Genomic DNA, 18,402 nt, shown 5'->3' on the forward strand with positions numbered 1-18,402 from the left:
GCGCCCTCCCCGGTCCAACGATCACATCACCAGCCGGTCCAGCGACCCGCGGTCGAAGGGGATCACCTCGTCCACGCGGCCCTCACGGACCTTGATGGCCCAATCGGGATCGCTGAGCAAGACCCGGCCCACGCCCAGCAGGTCGAAATCCCCCCGCGCCAGGGCCTGGGCGGCCTGATCCACGTCGGTGGGCTTGACCTCGAAAGCGTCGCGGTTGGCGAACATGCCGACCTTGAAGGCATCGGCCAGGCCCACGCTGCCCACGGCGATGACGGGCTTGCCCGTCAGGCGCTTGGTCCAGGCGGCCAGGGTGTCGGGGGACCCGTCAAAGGCGGGTTCCCAATAGCGCCGGGTGCTGACGTGGAAGATGTCCACGCCGGCCTCGGCCAGGGGCGTCAGGATGCGGCCCAGCTCTTCCGGCGTTTGGGCGATCTTGGCGCCGTAGTCGCCGCCCTTCCATTGGGAGAAGCGGAAGACGATGGGGAAGTCCGGGCTGACGGCGGCGCGCACGGCCCGCACGATCTCCACCGCGAAGCGCGTACGGTTCTCCAGGCTGCCGCCATAGGCGTCGGTGCGCTGGTTGGTCTTTTCCCACAGGAAGTCGTCGATGAGATAACCGTGGGCGCCGTGCAGCTCCGCCCCGTCAAAGCCGATACGCTCCGCATCCGCGGCGGCCTGGGCGAAGGCGGCGACCACGGCGTCGATATCGGCCTGGGTCATGGCCCGCACCACCTCGACCCCATCGGTGACGATGGCGGAGGGGCCGTAGCCCGGGACGCTGGGGTCCGGCTCCACGCCCGGGCGGCGGGCGATGCCCACGTGCCACAGCTGCGGGATGATGCGCCCGCCTTCGGCATGCACGGCCTCCACCACCCGGCGCCATCCGGCCAGCGCGGCCTCGCCATGGAAGGCGGGCACCTGGGGATAGCCGTTGGCGGCCGGGTGGTTGATGGTCGTGCCCTCGGTGATCAGCAGGCCCACGCCGCCCTGCACGCGGCGGCGGTAATAGGCCACGACCTCATCCGTGGGCACGCCGCCCGGCGACTTGTTCCGGGTCATCGGCGCCATCACCAGGCGATTGGCCAGCACATGCCGGCCAAAGGGGAAGGGCTGGAACAAGGGGGCCACGGCCGGGTTCACCGACTGGGCCGTTGCCCCAGTTGCCGGAGGGGCTGGCGGAGTCGGGGCGGAAGCGGTGGCCGAAGCGGGGCCGGAGGACGGGGTGACGGTATCCATGGGTCTGCCTGCACGGGTTGGCAACGGGAGGGGTTCGGTATATCGCGTTTTCTCGATATCTCAAACCCCTGGTTTCCCGCCCTTTTTCCCAAAGTGGAATGTTGCGGCGCAAACCGACGCCCGGCGAACCATTCATTAACGAATGATGGCCTATGGTGGGGATCGTAAAATGCGCTACGCTTTCATGACAGGCCTCATCGAGACCAAGGAAACAAAAGACGCAGGTTGGGTTTACGCGCGCCCACGGGCGCTTCAACAGCAGGAGGACGGCAGGATGGCGGCACCCGTGTCAGCCCGTGCAAGCCTATTGGAAACCGGGCGTAATGATGCGCTGCAGCGGAACCTGATCCCCTGTTTCGACGCCTTTTACGGCGCGGCGCTGACCCTGATCGACGACTGGACAGCCCCCACCCGGCCCCGCGTCCTGGATCTGGGCGCCGGCGGCGGACTGTTCGCCTCGCTGGTGCGCGCCCGCCTGCCCCACGCCCATTTGCACCTGGTGGAAGAGACGCCCCAGGCCCTGGAGCAAAGCCGCCGCCGCTTCGCCGGCGACGCCCGGGTCAGCTTCGCCCTGGCCGAGCTGGACCAGGCCGACCTGGCCGGCCCCTGGGATCTGGTTGTCACCTCCCTCGCCATCCACCATCTGGCCCATGGCGCCAAGCGCGACCTGTACGGCCGCATCAACCAGGTGCTGGCCCCCGGCGGCCTGTTCATCAGTGCCGAGCAGGTGCTGGGCCCGACGGCGGAGGTGGAAAGCCAGTACGACCGGCTGTGGCAGACGGAGGCCGCCGACCTGGGCGTGCCGGCGGTGGAGCTGTCGCGGGCCCGCGACCGCCTGCGCCAGGACCATTGCGCCACCCTGGGGGAACATCTGATGTGGATGGCGGAGGCCGGATTGCGCGACGTGGACTGCGCCTTCAAATCCTGGCGCTTCGCCGTGATGAGCGCGCGGCATCACTGAGCAAACCGTGGTATAGGCCCCCGGCTCGGGGCCCCCATTGGGTTGCGCATCGGCGGAGGCGTGATAGTCTCCGCCTGATGCTGATGCTGCCGCCGAGAGGGGACCAATGATCAAGTCACTGGTCCGCCGACTCCATAATCGCGTGGAACGCTTCCTGGCCCTGGACAACTGGGGCGAGATTCTGCTGCTGGTCCTGTCGGTCGCGGGGTTGGCGGTGGCCAACTCCAGCCTGGCGCCCACCTATTTCCACGCGCTGCACGCGCCGCTGGGCGTCGGGCCCGCCACCCTGTCGGTGGAGCAGTGGGTGAACGACCTGCTGATGGCGCTGTTCTTCCTGCTGGTGGGATTGGAGATCAAGCGCGAGATGGTGGGCGGCGACCTGTCCAGCCCGTCGCAAATCGCCCTGCCCGGCATCGCGGCCCTGGGCGGCGTGCTGGTTCCGGTGCTGATCTACGTCGGCCTGAACTGGGGCCATGCCGACGCGCTGGCCGGCTGGGCCACGCCGGCGGCCACCGACATCGCCTTCGCCCTGGCGGCCCTGTCGGCCTTTGGCCGGGGCATGCCGCGCCCCGCCTTCCTGTTCCTGTCCTCCCTGGCCATTTTCGACGATCTGGCCGCCATCGTGATCATCGCCCTGTTCTACAGCGGCGGCCTGTCGTGGCCGGACCTGGGCCTGGCCGCCCTGGCGCTGGCCGTGCTGGTGGGCATGAACCGCCTGGGGGTGCGCCGGCTGGCGCCCTATCTGGTGGTGGGGCTGGTCCTGTGGGTGGCGGTGCTGCGCTCCGGCATCCATGCCACCATGGCGGGGGTGCTGCTGGCGCTGACCATCCCCCTCGGCGCTTCCTCCGATGACAGCGAGGAAGAAGAGGACGCCGGGCCGTCGCCGCTGCACCGCCTGGAAGAGGCGTTGCACCCCCTCGTCTATTTCGGCGTCCTGCCCCTGTTCGGCTTCGCCAACGCCGGCGTCAGCTTCCAGGGCCTGGACTGGTCCAGCCTGTTGGACCCCGTGCCGCTGGGCATCGCGCTGGGCCTGTTCCTGGGCAAGCAACTGGGTGTCTTCGCCTTCACCGCCGCCGCCGTGCGCCTGGGCATCGCCAAGCTGCCGGCGCAGGTTTCGTGGGGCGGCCTCTACGGCATCGCCATGCTGTGCGGCATCGGCTTCACCATGAGCCTGTTCATCGCCGGCCTGGCCTTCCCCGACGCGGGCTTGGCGGGGGAGGCCAAGCTGGGCGTCTTCGGCGGGTCCCTACTCTCCGCCCTGGGTGGCGGGCTGTGGCTGGCGCTGGCGCGCCGCCAGGGCTGATCAAAGGCTCGCCCCGGCCAGGGCCCCCTGGGCCAGCAGCATGTGCAGCATGGCCTGCAGGTCCAGCGCCGGCTCCACCGCCAGGCCGGCCGCCGCCGCCTGTTCCAGCGTCTCGCCATCCAGCAGGGACTGGATGGCCGCCGCGGCCCCCGGTGGCAGCGCCACGCAGACGATGCCATCAGCGGGGCGCAGCACCAGGATCTCAACCGCCGCCGCCTCAGGCGCCGACAGCGCCAAATCCTCATCCGCCTGCGCCTGCCGCCACAGCGGCAGCACGTCGTGGCCCAGCCAGACCACGCGGGCAGCGGGATGGGCGGTGAAGCGCAGCTGGGCATAATCGCCAGGCGGGAAGGCCGCGAGCTGTTCCGCCGTCAGCGATGACGCGTCGGCGGCGAAATAGGCCTCCATCACCGCCCATTCCAAACGGGCCATATCGGCGGCGGCGGCATCCAGGGGCACCAGCGCCGCCGGAAAATCCCCTCCATAAGCCGCCAGTTGCGGTCGCCCGGGCGGATGGGCGCGCACGAAATCCAGCGCCGCCGCGCGAAAGGCGGGCACGCCCATGAGCCGCAGGGTGATGGGAAAGGCGGCGGCCAACGCCTCTGCCAGGGATTGCTGCACATTGGCGCGGTAGATCTTCAGCCGCGCCTCGGCCAGCGGGCCGGTGGCGAGGTCCACGGCAATTCCGCTAGGTGCCAGCAGGGCCCGCTGCATCTGCGCCTGAAAGGCCTCAAGCATGCGCCACCTGCCCGCGGTGGGGGAATTGGTGGACGGCATCCAAGAGGGACTGGGCCCGCGCGGCCTCGCCCAGCAGCACGTCCAGCGGCGGCAGGTCCATGTCCCATTCCACCAGCACGGGCAGGGGACCGGTGCGGGCCAGCACCCCGGCCAGCAGATCCCACACGCCGTCGGACACCCGGCTGGCATGATCGTCGATCAGCACGACGCCGCCGGCACGGGCATCTGGCCCCACCCAGGGGGCGAAGGCTTCGCGCCGGTGGCCGGCCACATGGATTTCGCCCACCGCCGCCAGGGGAAAATCCGCCAGGTAACGCGCGGCGTCGAAGCCCAGATTATGGGCGCAGACCGCGACATTGTTCACGTCCAGCAACAGGCCGCAGCCGGTGCGCGCCGCCAGTTCCGCCAGGAACTGCGGCTCGGGCATCGCCTCCACCCCCGGCGGCAGGGTCAGGGGCATGTAGAGGGAGGGGTTCTCCACCAGCAGCCGGCGGCCCAGCACGTCCTGGGCATGGGCGACATTGGCCGCCACGACATCCAGCGTGTGCGCCGTCAGGGGCAAGGGCAGCAGGTCGTTGAGATAGGCGCCGTCCGTGCCGGTCCAGGCCAGATGGTCGGAGATCTGCTCCGGCTGCAGGCGATCATACAGGCGCCGCAGGTTGGCCAGGTGGGTGGCGTCCAACCCATGGGCGCTGCCCAGCGACAGGCCGACGCCATGGCAGGACAGGGCATGGTCGCGCCGGATGGCCTCCAGCGCCGCCAGGCGGGGGCCGCCCGCGACCAGGTAGGTTTCGCTGTGTACCTCGACCCAGGCGACGTCCGGCCGTTCCCCTTCCAGGAAGGCCGGCACGTGCGGGTGGCGCAGGCCGATACCGGCGCGGCGCGGCAACGCGACCAGGGAGGCGGTGCCCTCGGGCATCTCAGTCCTGCGGGGGCTTGGGCGGAACGGTCTTGGCCGCGTCGGCCTTGGGGGCCACCGCACGCGGCGCCTTGCCGATGCCCTTGAACGGCTTCAGCTTGCCGCCCATGGCGCGGCAGGTGCCCTTGTCCACGTCCAGGAATTCCTGGCCGTCATAATCCACCTTGGACAGGGCGCCGCAATCATGGGTGCCGGCGGCCGACGCGCAGGAATTCTCGCCCGCCTTGGCGATGCCGTAGCACTTCTCCATGCCCTCCGGCGCGGGGCCGACGTGCGCCTGCGCGCCAGTACTGAGGGCGGTCAGGGCGCCAGCCAACGCCAGGGCGGCTTTCAAGGCGGTGGTTCGTTCGGTCATCAGGCCATCCTTCGGCAAGACGGGCTCCATCGCGCGCCCTGGGAGGCCGCCCCAGGCGGGCGGGCAGCCAGACCCTACGCCCTTTGGCGGCGCCATAAAACCCCGCATGGCGTGTGAAATCGCCGCAAGGACGGCGGGATTGGTGCGACGAATGGAACAATGAATTCCAGGCTTCCTTGATTGTGGGCGGATGCGGGGCGACCTAGATTAAGCCCGTAACGCCGGCCATCGCCCTTCTTGCGGGTGATGGCCGGTCCCCCTTCCCCGGCCATCCGGCCAGCTTTTTCTCAAGGAACCATCCCATGAAGCGCATTCCCGCCCTGATGCTGGCCGCCGCCCTGCTGGCCGCCGCCCCCGCGACCGCCTTGGCCCAGGCCACGACCGACCTGACCAAGGTCGAGGGCGGCCACTTCACCCTGGACAAGAGCCACGCCAAGGTGGTGTTCGCCATCACCCACTTCGGCTTCTCCACCTATTACGGCGCCTTCCCGGACCTGGAGGGCACGCTGGACTTCGACCCCAAGGCCCCGGCCAAGAGCAAGCTGGACGTGACCATCAACGTGAAGGGCCTGTCCACCGCCAACCCGAAGCTGGATGAGCACCTGAACAGCCCGGACTTCTTCGACACCGCCAAGTTCCCCACCGCCACCTTCAAGGCCACCAAGATCGAGGTGACCGGCGCCACCACCGGCAAGATCATCGGTGAGTTGACCCTGCACGGCGTGACCAAGCCGGTGACCCTGGACGCCAGCTTCCACGGCGGCGGCACCAACCCGATGACCAAGGCCTATGTCGTCGGCTTCGACGCCAAGGCGCAGGTGAAGCGGTCCGAATTCGGTGTCGACAAGTACGTGCCCTACGTCAGCGACGAGGTCGAGCTGCTGATCAGCGGCGAGTTCGATCGCGCCCAGTAATTTGGTTATGCCCAGTAATGGGTTATGCTGGGCGACGTTTAACTGACTGAAGGGGGAGCCGGACCATGACCGTCGCGGCGCGTTACAACAGCGTGGCCATTCTGGTCCATTGGCTGACCGTCCTCGCCATCCTGGGCCTGTTGATCATGGGCTGGACGATGACGTCGCTGCCGCCCGGCTCCCCCGACCAGTTCAAGCTGTTCCAGCTGCACAAGTCGGTGGGCATCACCGTCCTGGCCCTGACCCTGTTCCGGGCGGCCTGGCGCCTGGCCCACCGTCCGCCCCCCCTGCCGGCCCACATGCCGCTGTGGGAAAAGGCCGCCGCCCATCTGGGTCATGCCGGCCTGTACGCCCTGCTGCTGGGCATGCCGCTGACCGGATGGGCCGTCGTCTCCACCTCGAAATTCAACATTCCGACCGTGCTGTACGGCGTCATCCCCTTCCCGCACATGCCCGTCCTGGCGGACCTGGAGAACAAGGCGCCGATCAACGACGTGGTGTCGGAGGCGCATGAGTTAGCCGCCTGGATCCTGGTGGCCCTGGTTGTGGTCCACGCCCTGGCGGCGCTGCGCCATCACTTCCTGGTCAAGGATGACGTGCTGCTGCGCATGGTTCCCCGTTTCGGCCGCCGGGCCTAAGTCCCCCGGCCGCCCTTTCCCAAGACTGAGGATGCCCATCATGAAGTTCCTCACCACCACAGCCTGGGCCGCCGCCCTGGGCGCCCTGCTGGCGGCCGGTCCGGCCGCCGCGGCCAGTTGGACCGTGGATACCGCCCACAGCAAGCTGGGCTTCACCGGCAGCCAGAGCGGTGCCGCCTTCAGCGGCCAGTTCACCCGCTGGGACGCCACCATCGACTTCGACCCCGCCAACCCGGCGGCGGGCCACGCCACCGTCACCATCGACATGGCCAGCGCCAAGACCGGCGACGTGCAGAAGGACCAGTCCCTGCCCGAGGCCGACTGGTTCAGCACCAAGGCCTTCCCCAAGGCGGTGTTCGAGGCCACCAGCTTCAAATCGGTCAGTTCCGCCAAGGGGGGCGGCAACCAGTATGAGGCGGTGGGCACCCTGACCATCCGCGGCATCAAGAAGGACGTGACCCTGCCCTTCACCCTGGACGTGGCGGGCGGCAAGGCCCACGCGGTGGGCAAGCTGGACCTGGTGCGTACCGATTACGGCGTGGGCCAGGGCGCCTGGTCCGACGGCAAGATGGTGGCCCTGGCCGTCAGCGTCACCGTGGACCTGAACGCGACCACCAAGTAAGCCGTAACACAGTAAACGGTAAGATAAGGGAACCCCGGACGCCATCGCGTTCGGGGTTTTTGCTTACGCTGTATGCTACGCAAGGTCGCAGACGGCACCGCCGACGCCTCGATTATTATCGGACAACCACCGCCAAATCGGCATGTCCTGGAGGTTGTCGCCCGTGACCCTGCGCCCGTCTTCTCTGATCCCCGCCCTGGCCGCCCTGTTGCTGTCGCCCCTGATGTCCACCCCGGCGGGCGCCGCGCCCTGGACCGTGGACAAGACCCAGAGCCAGCTGGGCTTCATCGGCCACCAGAGCGGCAAGGAATTCACCGGCCGCTTCGGCACCTGGGATGCCGCCATCGACTTCGACCCCGCCACCCCGGCCGCCGGACACGCCAAGGTGACCATCGCCATGGGCAGCGCCGTCATCGGGGATGCGGAAAAGGACGAGGCCCTGCCGGGCGAAGACTGGTTCAACGTCCACGCCTTTCCCGACGCGGTGTTCGAGGCCACGACCTTCCGCGCCATGGGCGGCAACCAGTATGAGGCCGTGGGCTCCCTGACCATCCGCGGCATCAAGAAGGACGTGACCCTACCCTTCACCCTGGACCTCACCGACGGCAAGGCCCACGCCGTGGGCCGGCTGGATCTGGTGCGCACCGACTATGACGTCGGCGGCCATGGCCTGTTCAGCAAGGGCCGGTCGGTGGACCTGGCCGTGGCGGTGACGGTGGATCTGACGGCCACGGCCCAACCCTGACGGGGGTGGCGCGCGGGCGCGGTCTTACCAAAGGACAGGCGTCCGGCGCATTGGGGGAAGTGCTCCCCTGGCTATGATGCAGCGCAAAGACGGCCGTCCTTTCATTGGGTTATCTTTTTCGGCACGGACCCATCGTGACCAGCCCACCGTGACAGGAAAGCCGCCCCATGCGCGCCCATGACGTAATGACCGAAAATGTGCTGACCGTGACGCCCGACACGCCGGTCAGCCGCATCGCCGCCTTGCTGCTGGAACGGGGCGTCAGCGCCGCGCCGGTGGTGGACAGCCACGGCGGGGTCATCGGCATGGTCAGCGAAGGTGACCTGATCGACCGGGAGGAAGCGGGTGCCGCCCATGAGGCGCGGCGCGACTGGTGGCTGGCCCTGGTGGCGGAGGGTGAGCAATTGCCCGCCTATTGGGCGGAGGTGCAGAAGCGGGAACGCACCGCCCGCGATGTCATGGCCGCCCCGGTCATCACCGTGGACATCAACACCGACACCACCGACATCGCCCGCCTGCTGATCACCCACGGCATCAAGCGGGTGCCGGTGGTGCTGGACGGATCGCTGGTGGGCATCGTATCGCGGGCCGACCTGCTGAAGGTGCTGGCGGCAGAACCGGCCGAGAAGACGGAGCCGGCGCACCGCTCCGGCCTGTTCCAGCGGTGGGAGCGGAAGGCCCCCCCGCGCCTGCGCCCGTGCGGGAACCGGCGCATGAGCCCCTGTTCCGCGCCGCCGACTTCCGCCACCTGGTGGGCAATTTCCATGATGAGGCCGCCCGCCATCTGGCCGAGCAGCGCAAGGAGGCGCTGACCCGCCGGCAGGAGAAGGTGCAGGAACTGATCGACCATCATGTGGCCGACCATGCCTGGCATAAGCTGCTGGAGGGCGCGCATGACGCCGCCGCCCGGGGCGAGAAGGAATTCCTGCTGCTGCGCTTCCCGGCCGACCTATGCAGCGACGGCGCCCGCGCCATCAACGCCCCGGAGCCGGACTGGCCCCGCACCCTGCGCGGTGAGGCGGCCGAGATTTACCAGCGCTGGCACCACGAGCTGCAACCAGCGGGCTTCAGCCTGATCGCCCGCGTCCTGGACTTCCCCAACGGCTTCCCGGGCGATGTCGGCCTGTTCCTGGTGTGGGGCGAGGCGGAGGGGTAAGCGCCCCCTCCTGCGGCGGCATGGGGGAAATCTCATGCCGCCGACATGCACCCGGTCAAATCCCCGACGTGTCCCGCACCGCCCCGCGCGAGGCGGAGGTGGCGAAGTGGGCGTAGGCCTTGAGCGCGCCGGAGACCTTGCGGTCGCGGGTGGCGGGCTTCCAGGCCTTGGCGCCCTTGGCCTTCATGGCGTCGCGGCGGCGCTCCAGCTCCGCATCCTCAACATCCAGGTGGATGCTGCGGTTGGGGATGTCGATGACGATGCGGTCGCCCTCCTCCACCAAACCGATGGTTCCGCCCTCCGCCGCCTCGGGCGAGACGTGGCCGATGGACAGGCCGGAGCTACCGCCGGAGAAGCGGCCATCGGTCACCAGGGCGCAGACCTTGCCCAGGCCCTTGGACTTCAGATAGCTGGTGGGATACAGCATCTCCTGCATGCCGGGACCGCCACGCGGGCCCTCATAGCGGATAAGAACCACGTCGCCCGCCTGAACCCGGTTGCCCAGGATGGCGGAAACGGCGTCGTCCTGGCTTTCGAACACGCGGGCCTTGCCGGTGAAGGTCAGGGCCGCCGGGTCCACGCCCGCCGTCTTCACGATGCAGCCGTCGACCGCCAGGTTGCCGTACAGCACGGCCAGGCCGCCGTCCTGGCTGAAGGCGTTCTCCTTGCTGCGGATGATGCCGTTCACGCGGTCACGGTCCAGGCTGGTGTAGCGTGACGCCTGGCTGAAGGCCTGGGTGGTGCGCACGCCACCGGGGGCGGCGGCGTAGAATTCGCTGATGTCGGCATCGTTGGCGCGGGTGATGTCCCAGCGGTCCACGGCCGCGCCGATGGTGGGGGCGTGCACGGTGGGCACGTCGCGGTGCAGCAGGCCGGCGCGGTCCAGTTCACCCAGGATGCCCATGATGCCGCCGGCGCGGTGCACGTCCTCGATATGCACGGTGGCGGAGGACGGCGCCACCTTGCACAGGTGGGGCACCCGGCGCGACATGCGGTCGATGTCGGCCATGGTGAAATCAACGCCACCTTCATAAGCCGCGGCCAGCAGGTGCAGCACGGTGTTGGTGGACCCGCCCATGGCGATATCCAGGGCGATGGCGTTCTCAAACCCCTCGAACGTGGCGATGGAACGGGGCAGGACGCTGGCGTCGTCCTGTTCGTACCAACGCTTGGCGATTTCCACCGCCGTGCGGCCGGCCCGCAAGAACAGAGCCTTCCGGTCGGCGTGGGTGGCCAGCACCGTGCCGTTGCCGGGCAGGCCCAGGCCCAGAGCCTCCACCAGGCAATTCATGGAATTGGCGGTGAACATGCCGGAGCAGGAGCCGCAGGTGGGGCAGGCGTTCTGTTCCAGCGCCTGGACCTCGGCATCGCTGACGCTGTCGTCCGCCGCCGCCACCATGGCGTCGATCAGGTCGACGGAGCGGATCTCGCCATGCACGGGGGCCTTGCCGGCCTCCATGGGCCCGCCGGAGACGAACACGGTGGGGATGTTGAGGCGCAGGGCGGCCATCAGCATGCCGGGCGTGATCTTATCGCAGTTGGAGATGCAGACCAGGGCGTCGGCGCAATGCGCGTTGACCATGTATTCCACGGCGTCGGCGATGACCTCGCGCGAGGGCAGGCTGTACAGCATGCCGGCGTGGCCCATGGCGATGCCGTCATCCACCGCGATGGTGTTGAATTCCTTGGCCACACCGCCGGCCGCCACCACCTCGCCCGCCACCAGCTGGCCCAGGTCCTTAAGATGCACGTGACCGGGCACGAACTGGGTGAAGGAATTGGCGATGGCCACGATGGGCTTGCCGAAATCGGCATCCGTCATGCCGGTGGCGCGCCAAAGGCCGCGGGCGCCGGCCATGTTACGGCCATGGGTGGTGGTGCGGGAGCGAAGCTGGGGCACGGAACCAGATCCTGAAAGATTGTTACCTGACTGGGGCCAATTTCTAAAACTATCTGGCCGGAGAGGCAACCTTTCCGGTGTTGGTGGCGGCGATGCCCCGGCATGCCCGGCGCGCGGGTCAGCGCCTGGCCAGGACCCTCACCCCTGCCGCCACCGCCGGATGCGCCCGACATCGATGGCGGCGCGATAGGGGCGGCCGTTGGCGCCCAGGCGTGCACCCGGTGGCAGGCGCAGGATGTCGCGGTGGTAGAAGTCGATACCGGCATAGGGATCGCCCAGGAAGACCTTGCGGCCCTTTTCCAGCACCAGCAGGTTGTCGCACGCCTCCTCCAGCAGGGCGCTGGTGTGGCTGATGATCAGCACGGTGCGGCCCTCGCCGCACAGTTGCTTGATGCGGCTGCGGCACTTGTCCTGGAAGCGCTCGTCGCCCACCGCCAGGATCTCATCCAGCAACAGCACCTCGTTGCGGATATGGGAAGAGACGGCGAAGGCCAGGCGCATGTACATGCCGATGGAATAGTGCTTCACCGGGGTGTGAAGGAAATCCGTGATCTCGGCGAAGTCAATGATGGCATCCACCGCCTCACGCGCCTCGCTCTCGGTCATGCCCAGGATGGCGCCGCTGAAATCGATGTTCTCCCGCCCCGTCAGTTCAGGGTGGAAGCCGGAGCCGATCTCCAGCAAGGCGCCCACGCGGCCGCGCACCAGGGCCTCCCCCTTCGTGGGCGCAGTGATGCGCGACAGGATGCGCATCAGGGTCGTCTTGCCTGACCCGTTGCGGCCGATGATGCCCAGCACACCCCCCTGGGGCACGGTGAAACTGAGGTCGTCCAGCGCCCAGAAGCCGGCTGGTTCGGCTTGCTTCGATCGGCGTCCGGCCAGCAGGTCGTAAATCATGCCGCCCCGGCCGGCGCCGCCGTAGCGCTTGGACAGGTGGCGCACCTCCACCGCCGGCGGCGGCAGGGCGTCGGCCAACCGGTGGGACTCGCGGATCCTGGCGCCCAGCGCCCCGTTGAACGTATACAAGGCCATTTGGGAAACCCTTCAGATCAGATCGGCCATGGCGGGCTCGGTACGCCGGACAGCGCGGAGGCCCAGCATCAGCAGGCCGATGGCCAACAGCACGGACAACAGGGCGGGCACCAGATCCGGCGCCGGACTGCCCAACAGGGCGGCCCGCGTCCCCTCGATCACCGTCACCATGGGGTTCAGGCGGTAGACCGCCCCCATCACCCCGGGCACCAGATGGGCGGGATAGATGACCGGGGCCGCCACCATCAGCACCTGGGTCGTCAGGGGCAGCAGGTGGCCCACGTCGCGGAAGCGCAGTACCAGGGCGGACAACAACAGCGCGGCGCCGGCACCGGTGACCAGCAGCAGCGCCAACGGCCCGAGCAGCAACAGCCAGCGCGGCTGCGGCCAGACTTGGAAGGCGGCGAGCAGCACCACCAGACAGGTCAGGCCCGCCGCCATGTCAACCGCGGCCACCATCAATGAGGCCAGGGGCATATGCAGCCGGGGAAAGTAAACCTTGGTGACGAAATGGGCCTGGTGCAGGATGCTGGCACTGGCGTCCATCAGCGCGCGCGAGAAGAACTGCCACAGCACCAGACCGGTGAAGGCGAACACGGGATAGGGCACGTCGCCCCCCGTAGGCACGCCCAGCAGATGGCCGAAAATCCCCCAATAGACCAGCATGAGCAGCAGGGGCTGCAGGATGGCCCAGCCCGCCCCTAGCCAGGTCTGACGATAGCGGGCCTTCAGGCTGCGCCGCGCCAGCATCAGGGCGATGCGCCGGGTGCGCCAGGCCTCCGCCAGCCAGGGCAACAGGCCCGGCCCCTGGGGGGTGATCAGCGTCGCGTCGGGCGACGTCCTGGCGTTGAAGGAAACGGGGCTCATGGCTGAGCCGCCAAGGGATGGGATGGGGGGATCGCCGGCGCGCGACCCCTGACAAGTATGCCTTTCGACATGGCCGGACTTAGCCTTTGGATAGAGAGCCTTGTTAGGACCTATCACTGCGGCCTAGAAGCCTTCCTGTCGGCGGCGATGCTGTCGAATTGCCGCACCCCCGCCTCAGTGCGCGCCGCCGGCGTCCGCCCCGGCGGCGGCCTTTTTCAGGAACAGGATGGCGACGGCCGACAGGGCCATGGCGCTGCCCAGGAAGAAAAAGGCGTCGCTGTAGGCCATCAGCCAGGCCTGGGCGCGGATGCCCGCATCCACCTCCGCCACCGCTTGGCGCCAGGCGGTGAGGGCATCGGGCACGCCGTGATCCATGAACTTCCGCTGCAGCATCGCCAGATGCTGGCGGGTGCTTTCGCCAAACAGGCTGACCTGGCCGGTCATGACATTGGAATGGAACTGTTCACGCTTGGTCAGCCAAGTCTGGGTCAGGGCGATGCCCACGGCGCCACCCAGGTTGCGCATCATGTTGAACAGGCCGGAGGCGGAGCCTGCGTTCTCCTTCTCGATGCCGCCGGTGGCCACCACCGACAGGGGCGTCATGACCAGGGCCTGGCCGAAGGCGCGCACGATGTTGGGCCAGAACAGCTGGTCGGCGGCGCTGCCCAGCCACAGGTGGATGTTCATGAAATTACTGCCGGCGAAGATGGCCGCGCCCACCAGCGCCAGCCAGCGGGCGTCGAAGCGCTTCATGAGCATGGGCACCAGCGGGATCAGCACCAGCTGCGGCAGTCCCACCCAGGCCATGACGGACCCGATCTGCTGCGCGTTGTAGCCCTGGATCTGCCCCAGATAGCGCGGCAGCAGGTAGGAGGAGGCGTAGAGCACCACCCCCAGCAAGGCGTTGGCGACGATGCCCAGGCCGAAATTGCGCCGCGCCAGCAGGCGCAGGTTCAGCAAGGGCTTGTCGACCTTCAGCTCGATGACCAGGAAGGCGCCCAGAGCGACGGCAGCGATGACGGCCAGCCGCACGATGTAGGCGGAGCCGAACCAGTCATCCTTGTTGCCCTCCTCCAGCACCGTCTGCAGGCAGGCCAGGCCCACGGCCATGGTGGCGATTCCCCACCAATCGCCCTGGCGCAGCAGGCCGAGGCGCAGGGGCGCGCGCTCTAGCGAGGCCCACAGGGCCGCGACCATGAACACGCCCGGCACCAGGTTGATGTAGAAGATATATTTCCAGCCATAGGTCTCGGTCAGGTAGCCGCCGATGGTGGGGCCGATGGCCGGGGCGAAGGTGGCGGTCAGCGCGAACAGGGCCAGGCCCAGCGGATGCCGCGACTTGGGCAGCAGGGTAATGATCAGGGTGAAGGCCATGGGAATCAGCACGCCGCCGCAGAAGCCCTGGATGGCGCGCAGCACGATCATCTGCTGCAGGTTCTGGGCAAAGGCGCAGGCGACGGAGAAAACCAGGAACAGCACCGTGTTGGTGATCAGGTAGCGGCGCACGCTGAACACCTGGCTGAGGAATCCCGACAGCGGGATGACGATGATTTCGCCGATCAGGTAGGCGGTGGCGATCCAGCCACCATCATCCACGCCGGCACCGATGCCGCCCTGAATGTCGGCCAGCGAGGCGTTGACGATCTGGATGTTCAGCACCGCCATGAAGGCGCCCAGCACTGAGCCCAGCACCGCCAGCCATGTCTTGAACGACACGGTGTCGGCGGCGGGCGTCGAGGAAGGGGCGGCCCGGCTGCCGTCGTGGGACGGCGCCGGGCCGCGGGCCGGCGACAGGGTGCGGGGGAGGTTGCCGCCGGCGGCCGGGGTACCGTGGGTGTGGGCGTTGTCGAAGGGGGCCATGGCGTGAAGCGCCTTTAGCGATCGGAAGCGGCCCTCAGCGGGCCATGGGATAAAGACCGGAGGTGGACTTGGCCAATTGCGGCGTCTGGGGCGCCCCGGCGGGCTGTGTCCGGGTATCGATGACCGGTTCGGCCGACATGCCGGGCCGCAGCAGGCCCGCCAGCGGCTGCCCCTCATCCAGCACGATCTTCACCGGGATACGCTGCACGATCTTGGTGAAGTTGCCGGTGGCGTTGTCCGGCGGCAGCAGGGCAAAGCTGGTGCCGCTGGCGGGCGACAGGCTGTCGACCCGGCCCTTCAGGGTGGTGCCGGGGAAGCTGTCGACCGTCACCTGCACCGGCTGCCCGGGACGCACCTCGGTCAGCTGGGTTTCCTTGAAATTGGCAAGAACGTAGACCTGGGACAGGGGCACCACCGCCATGAGCTGGGTGCCGGCCTGGACCAATTGGCCCACGCGCAGGCTGCGTGCGCCCACCGTGCCGTCGATGGGCGCGGCGATGGTGGTGTAGGACAGGTTCAGTTCGGCCTGGCGGGCCACAGCCTGGGCGCGGTCCAGCACCGTGGCCGCCTTGGCCTCCGCCGTGGCCAGCACGTCCACCTGCTTCTGCGCCGCCACCAACGCCGCCTGGTCGCGCTGCAGGCCGGCGGCCTTGTCGGTCACCGCCGCCTCGGTCTGCTGGGCGCGCTGCACCGTGCCAAAGCCGGTCTTCATCAGGTCGCGATAGCGGTCGCGGTCCTGGCGGGCGAAGGTCAGGTTGGCCTGGTCGGCGGCCAGCGCCGCCTGGGCCTGGGCCACCACCGCCTGCTGCTGCACCCGCTGGGCCTGGATGTTGCGGATGTCCGCCTCGGCCGTGGCCACGTCGGCCTTGGCCTGGTCCAGCGCCGTGCGGAAATCACGGTCGTCGATGCGGGCCAGCACTTGGCCGGCCTTCACCGGCTGGTTATCCTCCACAAGCACCTCGGAGATGTAACCGGAAACTTTGGGCGCGACCGTGGTGTAATCCGCCTGGACATAGGCATCATCGGTGGATTCGAGAAAGCGCCCGGTCTTCCAATAGTAATTACCGCCCACCGCCGCCCCGCCCAAAAGCGCCACGGCGGCGACCGCGCCGGCCAATACTTTAACGGAAGACTTCTTTACAACCCCGCTCACGATTACTCTCCTTGATTCTGGAACCCGCAGGGACGACCGGGGGTGTTCCGAGCCACGAGCGGTGGCCGGATGACGAACCGGGGGTCGGCGGGAAGGACCATTTCGCTATGGTCCGTTTCGTAAGTGTAAGGTAGTGTGGAACCGGCGCCAGGAGCACTGCGACAAACGAAACGCTGTGTAGCGTTTCTTGTCCCAAACGGTGCGATGAGCGTCACAGACCGGCCCCGGCCAACAAGGGGTCGGCTTAATAACCGGGGCTTCATAGTGAGAGCGAGGAGAGAGGGTGACGGATAAAGCCATGCGGGGGCCAGGGCGGCCCCGATCAGACCAGGCGCGGGACGCCATCCTGGACGCCGCCTTCCAATTGCTGGAGGAAAACGGTCTGGAACGGTTCACCATCGAGGGGGTGGCCGCCCGTTCCGGCACGGCGAAGACGACAATTTACCGCTGGTGGCCAGGCAAGGGGGCCCTGGCCATGGAAGCGCTGCTGGCCCATGCGGAGCTGACGGTGCCCACCCCCAGCACATCGTCGGCGGTGGCCGACCTGCGCACCATGCTGCAAGGCATCGCCCGCAGCTTCGCCGGCGCCACCGGCCGGGTGGTGGCCAGCATCGTGCTGGCCGGGCAAAACGACCCCGCGACCCTGAAAGTCTATCATGAAAAGGTGGTGGAGCCGCGGCGCCAGCGCCTGCGCGACATCATCGAGCGGGGCAAAAGCAATGGCGAGTTCCGCGGCGACCTACATGTCGAAACGCTGGTCGAGGCCATGTACGGCGCGCTCTATACCCGCCTGCTGATTCGCTTCAGCCCGCTGGACGAAGCGGGCTGGATGGACCGGCACATCACCCAGTTGCTGGAGGGGGCCCTGCCCCGACCGCTGTGCGACCGCAAGGCGTGAAAAAATAAAGGGGCGCGGACTCGACGGACATCCGCGCCCCTTTATCGTGCCATGTAAAGGGCTATCAGGCCGCCAGCGCCTTGTGGGCAGGGGCCACGGCATCGCGGGCGGGACGCCGCCCCCGCTCCGCCGCCTGGTTGCGCAATGCCACCAGGGCGCGGGCCCAATCGCCCAGTTCATCACCCCGATCCGCCGCGGCCAGGACCGCGCGCAAATCGTCATTGCCGGCCCCGATCCAGCGCGCCAGCGGGCGGCGCAGCAACAGCAGCAGGAACAGGGCGCCCGCCATCAAGGCGCCCGTCATGCCCAGCACCGCGTCCCAGGCCGCCAGACGGTCAGCCTGCGCCCGCAGGCGACCGGCGTCCGCCGCCAAGCCGTCCATTTCCTGGCCGCGCGCGGTGATGAAGGATTGGGCCAAGGTGTCGGCCTGGGCGTCCGCCGGGCCCACCCGGATACGCAGCCGCGCCAGGGCGTCGGTCTCATCACCCGTCCGCACCGCCGTCACCAGGCCGGTCATCTCGGTCAGCGCCTGGGCCTGGGGCACCAGGAACGGCGCGTCGGCGGCGTGGTCGCGCAGGGCGGTGAGCAAGCCGGCCATTTCCGTCAGCCGCGACGAGGCGCGCTGCACAAAGGCGCCGCGATCCGCCCCCGGCTCCAGCAGGGTGTTCAGGGCGTCGCGCTGAACCGCGCGGCTGAGGGCCCGCACGTCGGCGGCCTGTACCAGCGCGGTGCGCGCCTGGTCCAAGGAAAGGGCTACCCGCGCTGTCCGGTCTTGACTCATCTGGCCGGCGGACACAAGGACACCGCCCAGCGCGGCGATACCAATGACGGGCAACAACAACTGGACCTTCAGGCGCATTTCTCAAATCCCCCGGATCGTTCACGCCCCGCAGGGCCTAACGCCCCGGGACAACCCACCTCGCTTGCTGGAAATTCAACCAACGGCATCCGAGTGACACCGCCAGCCTCTCCTACACTCATGAGCAGAGAGCATCCTGATCGGGAGGTCAATCAGTATTGAACCCGTATAACCCTACGGTCAGATGACCTTTTAGCGGGATCATCGGCCAGAGTACGGTCAACAACCTGTGTGCGGCGCAACATA

19 protein-coding genes are annotated in these 18,402 nt (G+C 68.3%); 9 read left to right on the forward strand and 10 right to left on the reverse strand.

All coding sequences use genetic code 11. The annotated features are described in order from the left end of the window. Positions 1-21: 21 nt before the first annotated feature. Positions 22-1,236 carry an NADH:flavin oxidoreductase gene (locus UCD39_RS11360; RefSeq protein ID WP_330496135.1) on the reverse strand — a complete coding sequence of 405 codons (1,215 nt, stop codon included), beginning with the start codon at positions 1,234-1,236 and terminating at the stop codon, positions 22-24. A gap of 286 nt (positions 1,237-1,522) precedes the next feature. Here UCD39_RS11360 and UCD39_RS11365 point away from each other — a divergent pair, with 286 nt between their 5' ends. Then, entirely contained in the window at positions 1,523-2,197 is a 675-nt protein-coding gene (locus UCD39_RS11365; RefSeq protein ID WP_330496136.1) for a class I SAM-dependent methyltransferase, read from the forward strand. A 106-nt stretch (positions 2,198-2,303) separates the two neighbouring features. Continuing rightward, the gene (gene nhaA, locus UCD39_RS11370) at positions 2,304-3,500 is read left to right on the forward strand and encodes a Na+/H+ antiporter NhaA (RefSeq protein WP_330496137.1); all 1,197 of its coding nucleotides are present in this window, start codon (positions 2,304-2,306) and stop codon (positions 3,498-3,500) included. Here nhaA and UCD39_RS11375 read toward each other — a convergent pair whose 3' ends face one another. Genes UCD39_RS11375 through UCD39_RS11385 form a run of 3 tightly spaced genes read right to left on the reverse strand, consistent with a single transcriptional unit; the run spans position 3,501 to position 5,512 of the window. Then, positions 3,501-4,238, reverse strand: a complete 738-nt coding sequence (locus UCD39_RS11375) for an HvfC/BufC family peptide modification chaperone (protein WP_330496138.1) — start codon at positions 4,236-4,238, stop codon at positions 3,501-3,503. It lies immediately after the preceding gene. Next, the gene (gene bufB, locus UCD39_RS11380) at positions 4,231-5,157 is read right to left on the reverse strand and encodes an MNIO family bufferin maturase (protein WP_330496139.1); all 927 of its coding nucleotides are present in this window, start codon (positions 5,155-5,157) and stop codon (positions 4,231-4,233) included. Before bufB ends, UCD39_RS11375 begins: the two co-directional genes overlap by 8 nt. A gap of 1 nt (position 5,158) precedes the next feature. Next, positions 5,159-5,512, reverse strand: a complete 354-nt coding sequence (locus tag UCD39_RS11385; protein ID WP_330496140.1) for a BufA1 family periplasmic bufferin-type metallophore — start codon at positions 5,510-5,512, stop codon at positions 5,159-5,161. A 302-nt stretch (positions 5,513-5,814) separates the two neighbouring features. Here UCD39_RS11385 and UCD39_RS11390 point away from each other — a divergent pair, with 302 nt between their 5' ends. The 6 genes from UCD39_RS11390 to UCD39_RS11415 all read left to right on the forward strand — a co-directional run bounded on the left by UCD39_RS11390 (position 5,815) and on the right by UCD39_RS11415 (position 9,587). Continuing rightward, a complete protein-coding gene (locus tag UCD39_RS11390) occupies positions 5,815-6,426 on the forward strand; it encodes a YceI family protein (RefSeq protein WP_322485863.1) in 612 nt (203 codons plus the stop codon). A 65-nt stretch (positions 6,427-6,491) separates the two neighbouring features. Beyond that, complete coding sequence (locus UCD39_RS11395; protein WP_330496141.1) at positions 6,492-7,064, forward strand: cytochrome b; 573 nt, start codon at positions 6,492-6,494, stop codon at positions 7,062-7,064. Between the two features lie 40 nt (positions 7,065-7,104). After that, complete coding sequence (locus tag UCD39_RS11400; protein ID WP_330496142.1) at positions 7,105-7,686, forward strand: YceI family protein; 582 nt, start codon at positions 7,105-7,107, stop codon at positions 7,684-7,686. Positions 7,687-7,849: 163 nt separating this feature from the next. Further along, positions 7,850-8,431, forward strand: a complete 582-nt coding sequence (locus UCD39_RS11405) for a YceI family protein (protein ID WP_330496143.1) — start codon at positions 7,850-7,852, stop codon at positions 8,429-8,431. Positions 8,432-8,598: 167 nt separating this feature from the next. Further along, positions 8,599-9,243 (forward strand): CBS domain-containing protein, encoded by a 645-nt coding sequence (locus UCD39_RS11410; protein WP_330496144.1) that lies wholly within the window; start codon positions 8,599-8,601, stop codon positions 9,241-9,243. Then, positions 9,183-9,587, forward strand: a complete 405-nt coding sequence (locus UCD39_RS11415; RefSeq protein ID WP_330496145.1) for a hypothetical protein — start codon at positions 9,183-9,185, stop codon at positions 9,585-9,587. Before UCD39_RS11410 ends, UCD39_RS11415 begins: the two co-directional genes overlap by 61 nt. A gap of 55 nt (positions 9,588-9,642) precedes the next feature. Here the strand turns inward: UCD39_RS11415 and ilvD are convergent, their stop codons facing one another. From ilvD to UCD39_RS11440, 5 genes are all read right to left on the reverse strand, one after another. Further along, entirely contained in the window at positions 9,643-11,487 is a 1,845-nt protein-coding gene (gene ilvD / locus UCD39_RS11420; protein WP_145731526.1) for a dihydroxy-acid dehydratase, read from the reverse strand. Positions 11,488-11,625: 138 nt separating this feature from the next. Beyond that, the gene (locus UCD39_RS11425; protein WP_330496146.1) at positions 11,626-12,519 is read right to left on the reverse strand and encodes an ABC transporter ATP-binding protein; all 894 of its coding nucleotides are present in this window, start codon (positions 12,517-12,519) and stop codon (positions 11,626-11,628) included. A gap of 12 nt (positions 12,520-12,531) precedes the next feature. Beyond that, positions 12,532-13,386, reverse strand: coding sequence for an ABC transporter permease (locus UCD39_RS11430; protein WP_330496147.1), 855 nt, complete (start codon positions 13,384-13,386; stop codon positions 12,532-12,534). Between the two features lie 174 nt (positions 13,387-13,560). Beyond that, positions 13,561-15,246 carry an MDR family MFS transporter gene (locus UCD39_RS11435; RefSeq protein ID WP_330496148.1) on the reverse strand — a complete coding sequence of 562 codons (1,686 nt, stop codon included), beginning with the start codon at positions 15,244-15,246 and terminating at the stop codon, positions 13,561-13,563. Positions 15,247-15,280: 34 nt separating this feature from the next. Beyond that, positions 15,281-16,399 carry an HlyD family secretion protein gene (locus UCD39_RS11440; protein WP_330496149.1) on the reverse strand — a complete coding sequence of 373 codons (1,119 nt, stop codon included), beginning with the start codon at positions 16,397-16,399 and terminating at the stop codon, positions 15,281-15,283. 283 nt (positions 16,400-16,682) lie between these two features. Between UCD39_RS11440 and UCD39_RS11445 the strand changes: the two genes are divergently transcribed. Continuing rightward, positions 16,683-17,297, forward strand: coding sequence for a TetR/AcrR family transcriptional regulator (locus tag UCD39_RS11445; protein ID WP_330496150.1), 615 nt, complete (start codon positions 16,683-16,685; stop codon positions 17,295-17,297). A gap of 64 nt (positions 17,298-17,361) precedes the next feature. On the opposite strand, the gene UCD39_RS11450 is transcribed toward UCD39_RS11445, so the two are convergent. Continuing rightward, positions 17,362-18,156 (reverse strand): hypothetical protein, encoded by a 795-nt coding sequence (locus UCD39_RS11450; protein ID WP_330496151.1) that lies wholly within the window; start codon positions 18,154-18,156, stop codon positions 17,362-17,364. Positions 18,157-18,402 lie beyond the last annotated feature (246 nt).

The organism is Nitrospirillum karajorum (genome assembly GCF_036348415.1).
Taxonomy (GTDB): Bacteria; Pseudomonadota; Alphaproteobacteria; order Azospirillales; family Azospirillaceae; genus Nitrospirillum; species Nitrospirillum amazonense_B.

What these genes read in the sequence shown, in the direction of transcription:
- nhaA (WP_330496137.1), top strand. Translation starts at nt 2,304, where the DNA reads ATGATCAAGTCACTGGTCCGCCGACTCCATAATCGCGTGGAACGCTTC.
- UCD39_RS11375 (WP_330496138.1), bottom strand. Translation starts at nt 4,238, where the DNA reads ATGCTTGAGGCCTTTCAGGCGCAGATGCAGCGGGCCCTGCTGGCACCT.
- UCD39_RS11425 (WP_330496146.1), bottom strand. Translation starts at nt 12,519, where the DNA reads ATGGCCTTGTATACGTTCAACGGGGCGCTGGGCGCCAGGATCCGCGAG.
- UCD39_RS11400 (WP_330496142.1), top strand. Translation starts at nt 7,105, where the DNA reads ATGAAGTTCCTCACCACCACAGCCTGGGCCGCCGCCCTGGGCGCCCTG.
- UCD39_RS11430 (WP_330496147.1), bottom strand. Translation starts at nt 13,386, where the DNA reads ATGAGCCCCGTTTCCTTCAACGCCAGGACGTCGCCCGACGCGACGCTG.
- UCD39_RS11390 (WP_322485863.1), top strand. Translation starts at nt 5,815, where the DNA reads ATGAAGCGCATTCCCGCCCTGATGCTGGCCGCCGCCCTGCTGGCCGCC.
- UCD39_RS11385 (WP_330496140.1), bottom strand. Translation starts at nt 5,512, where the DNA reads ATGACCGAACGAACCACCGCCTTGAAAGCCGCCCTGGCGTTGGCTGGC.
- UCD39_RS11410 (WP_330496144.1), top strand. Translation starts at nt 8,599, where the DNA reads ATGCGCGCCCATGACGTAATGACCGAAAATGTGCTGACCGTGACGCCC.
- UCD39_RS11435 (WP_330496148.1), bottom strand. Translation starts at nt 15,246, where the DNA reads ATGGCCCCCTTCGACAACGCCCACACCCACGGTACCCCGGCCGCCGGC.
- UCD39_RS11395 (WP_330496141.1), top strand. Translation starts at nt 6,492, where the DNA reads ATGACCGTCGCGGCGCGTTACAACAGCGTGGCCATTCTGGTCCATTGG.
- UCD39_RS11360 (WP_330496135.1), bottom strand. Translation starts at nt 1,236, where the DNA reads ATGGATACCGTCACCCCGTCCTCCGGCCCCGCTTCGGCCACCGCTTCC.
- UCD39_RS11450 (WP_330496151.1), bottom strand. Translation starts at nt 18,156, where the DNA reads ATGCGCCTGAAGGTCCAGTTGTTGTTGCCCGTCATTGGTATCGCCGCG.
- bufB (WP_330496139.1), bottom strand. Translation starts at nt 5,157, where the DNA reads ATGCCCGAGGGCACCGCCTCCCTGGTCGCGTTGCCGCGCCGCGCCGGT.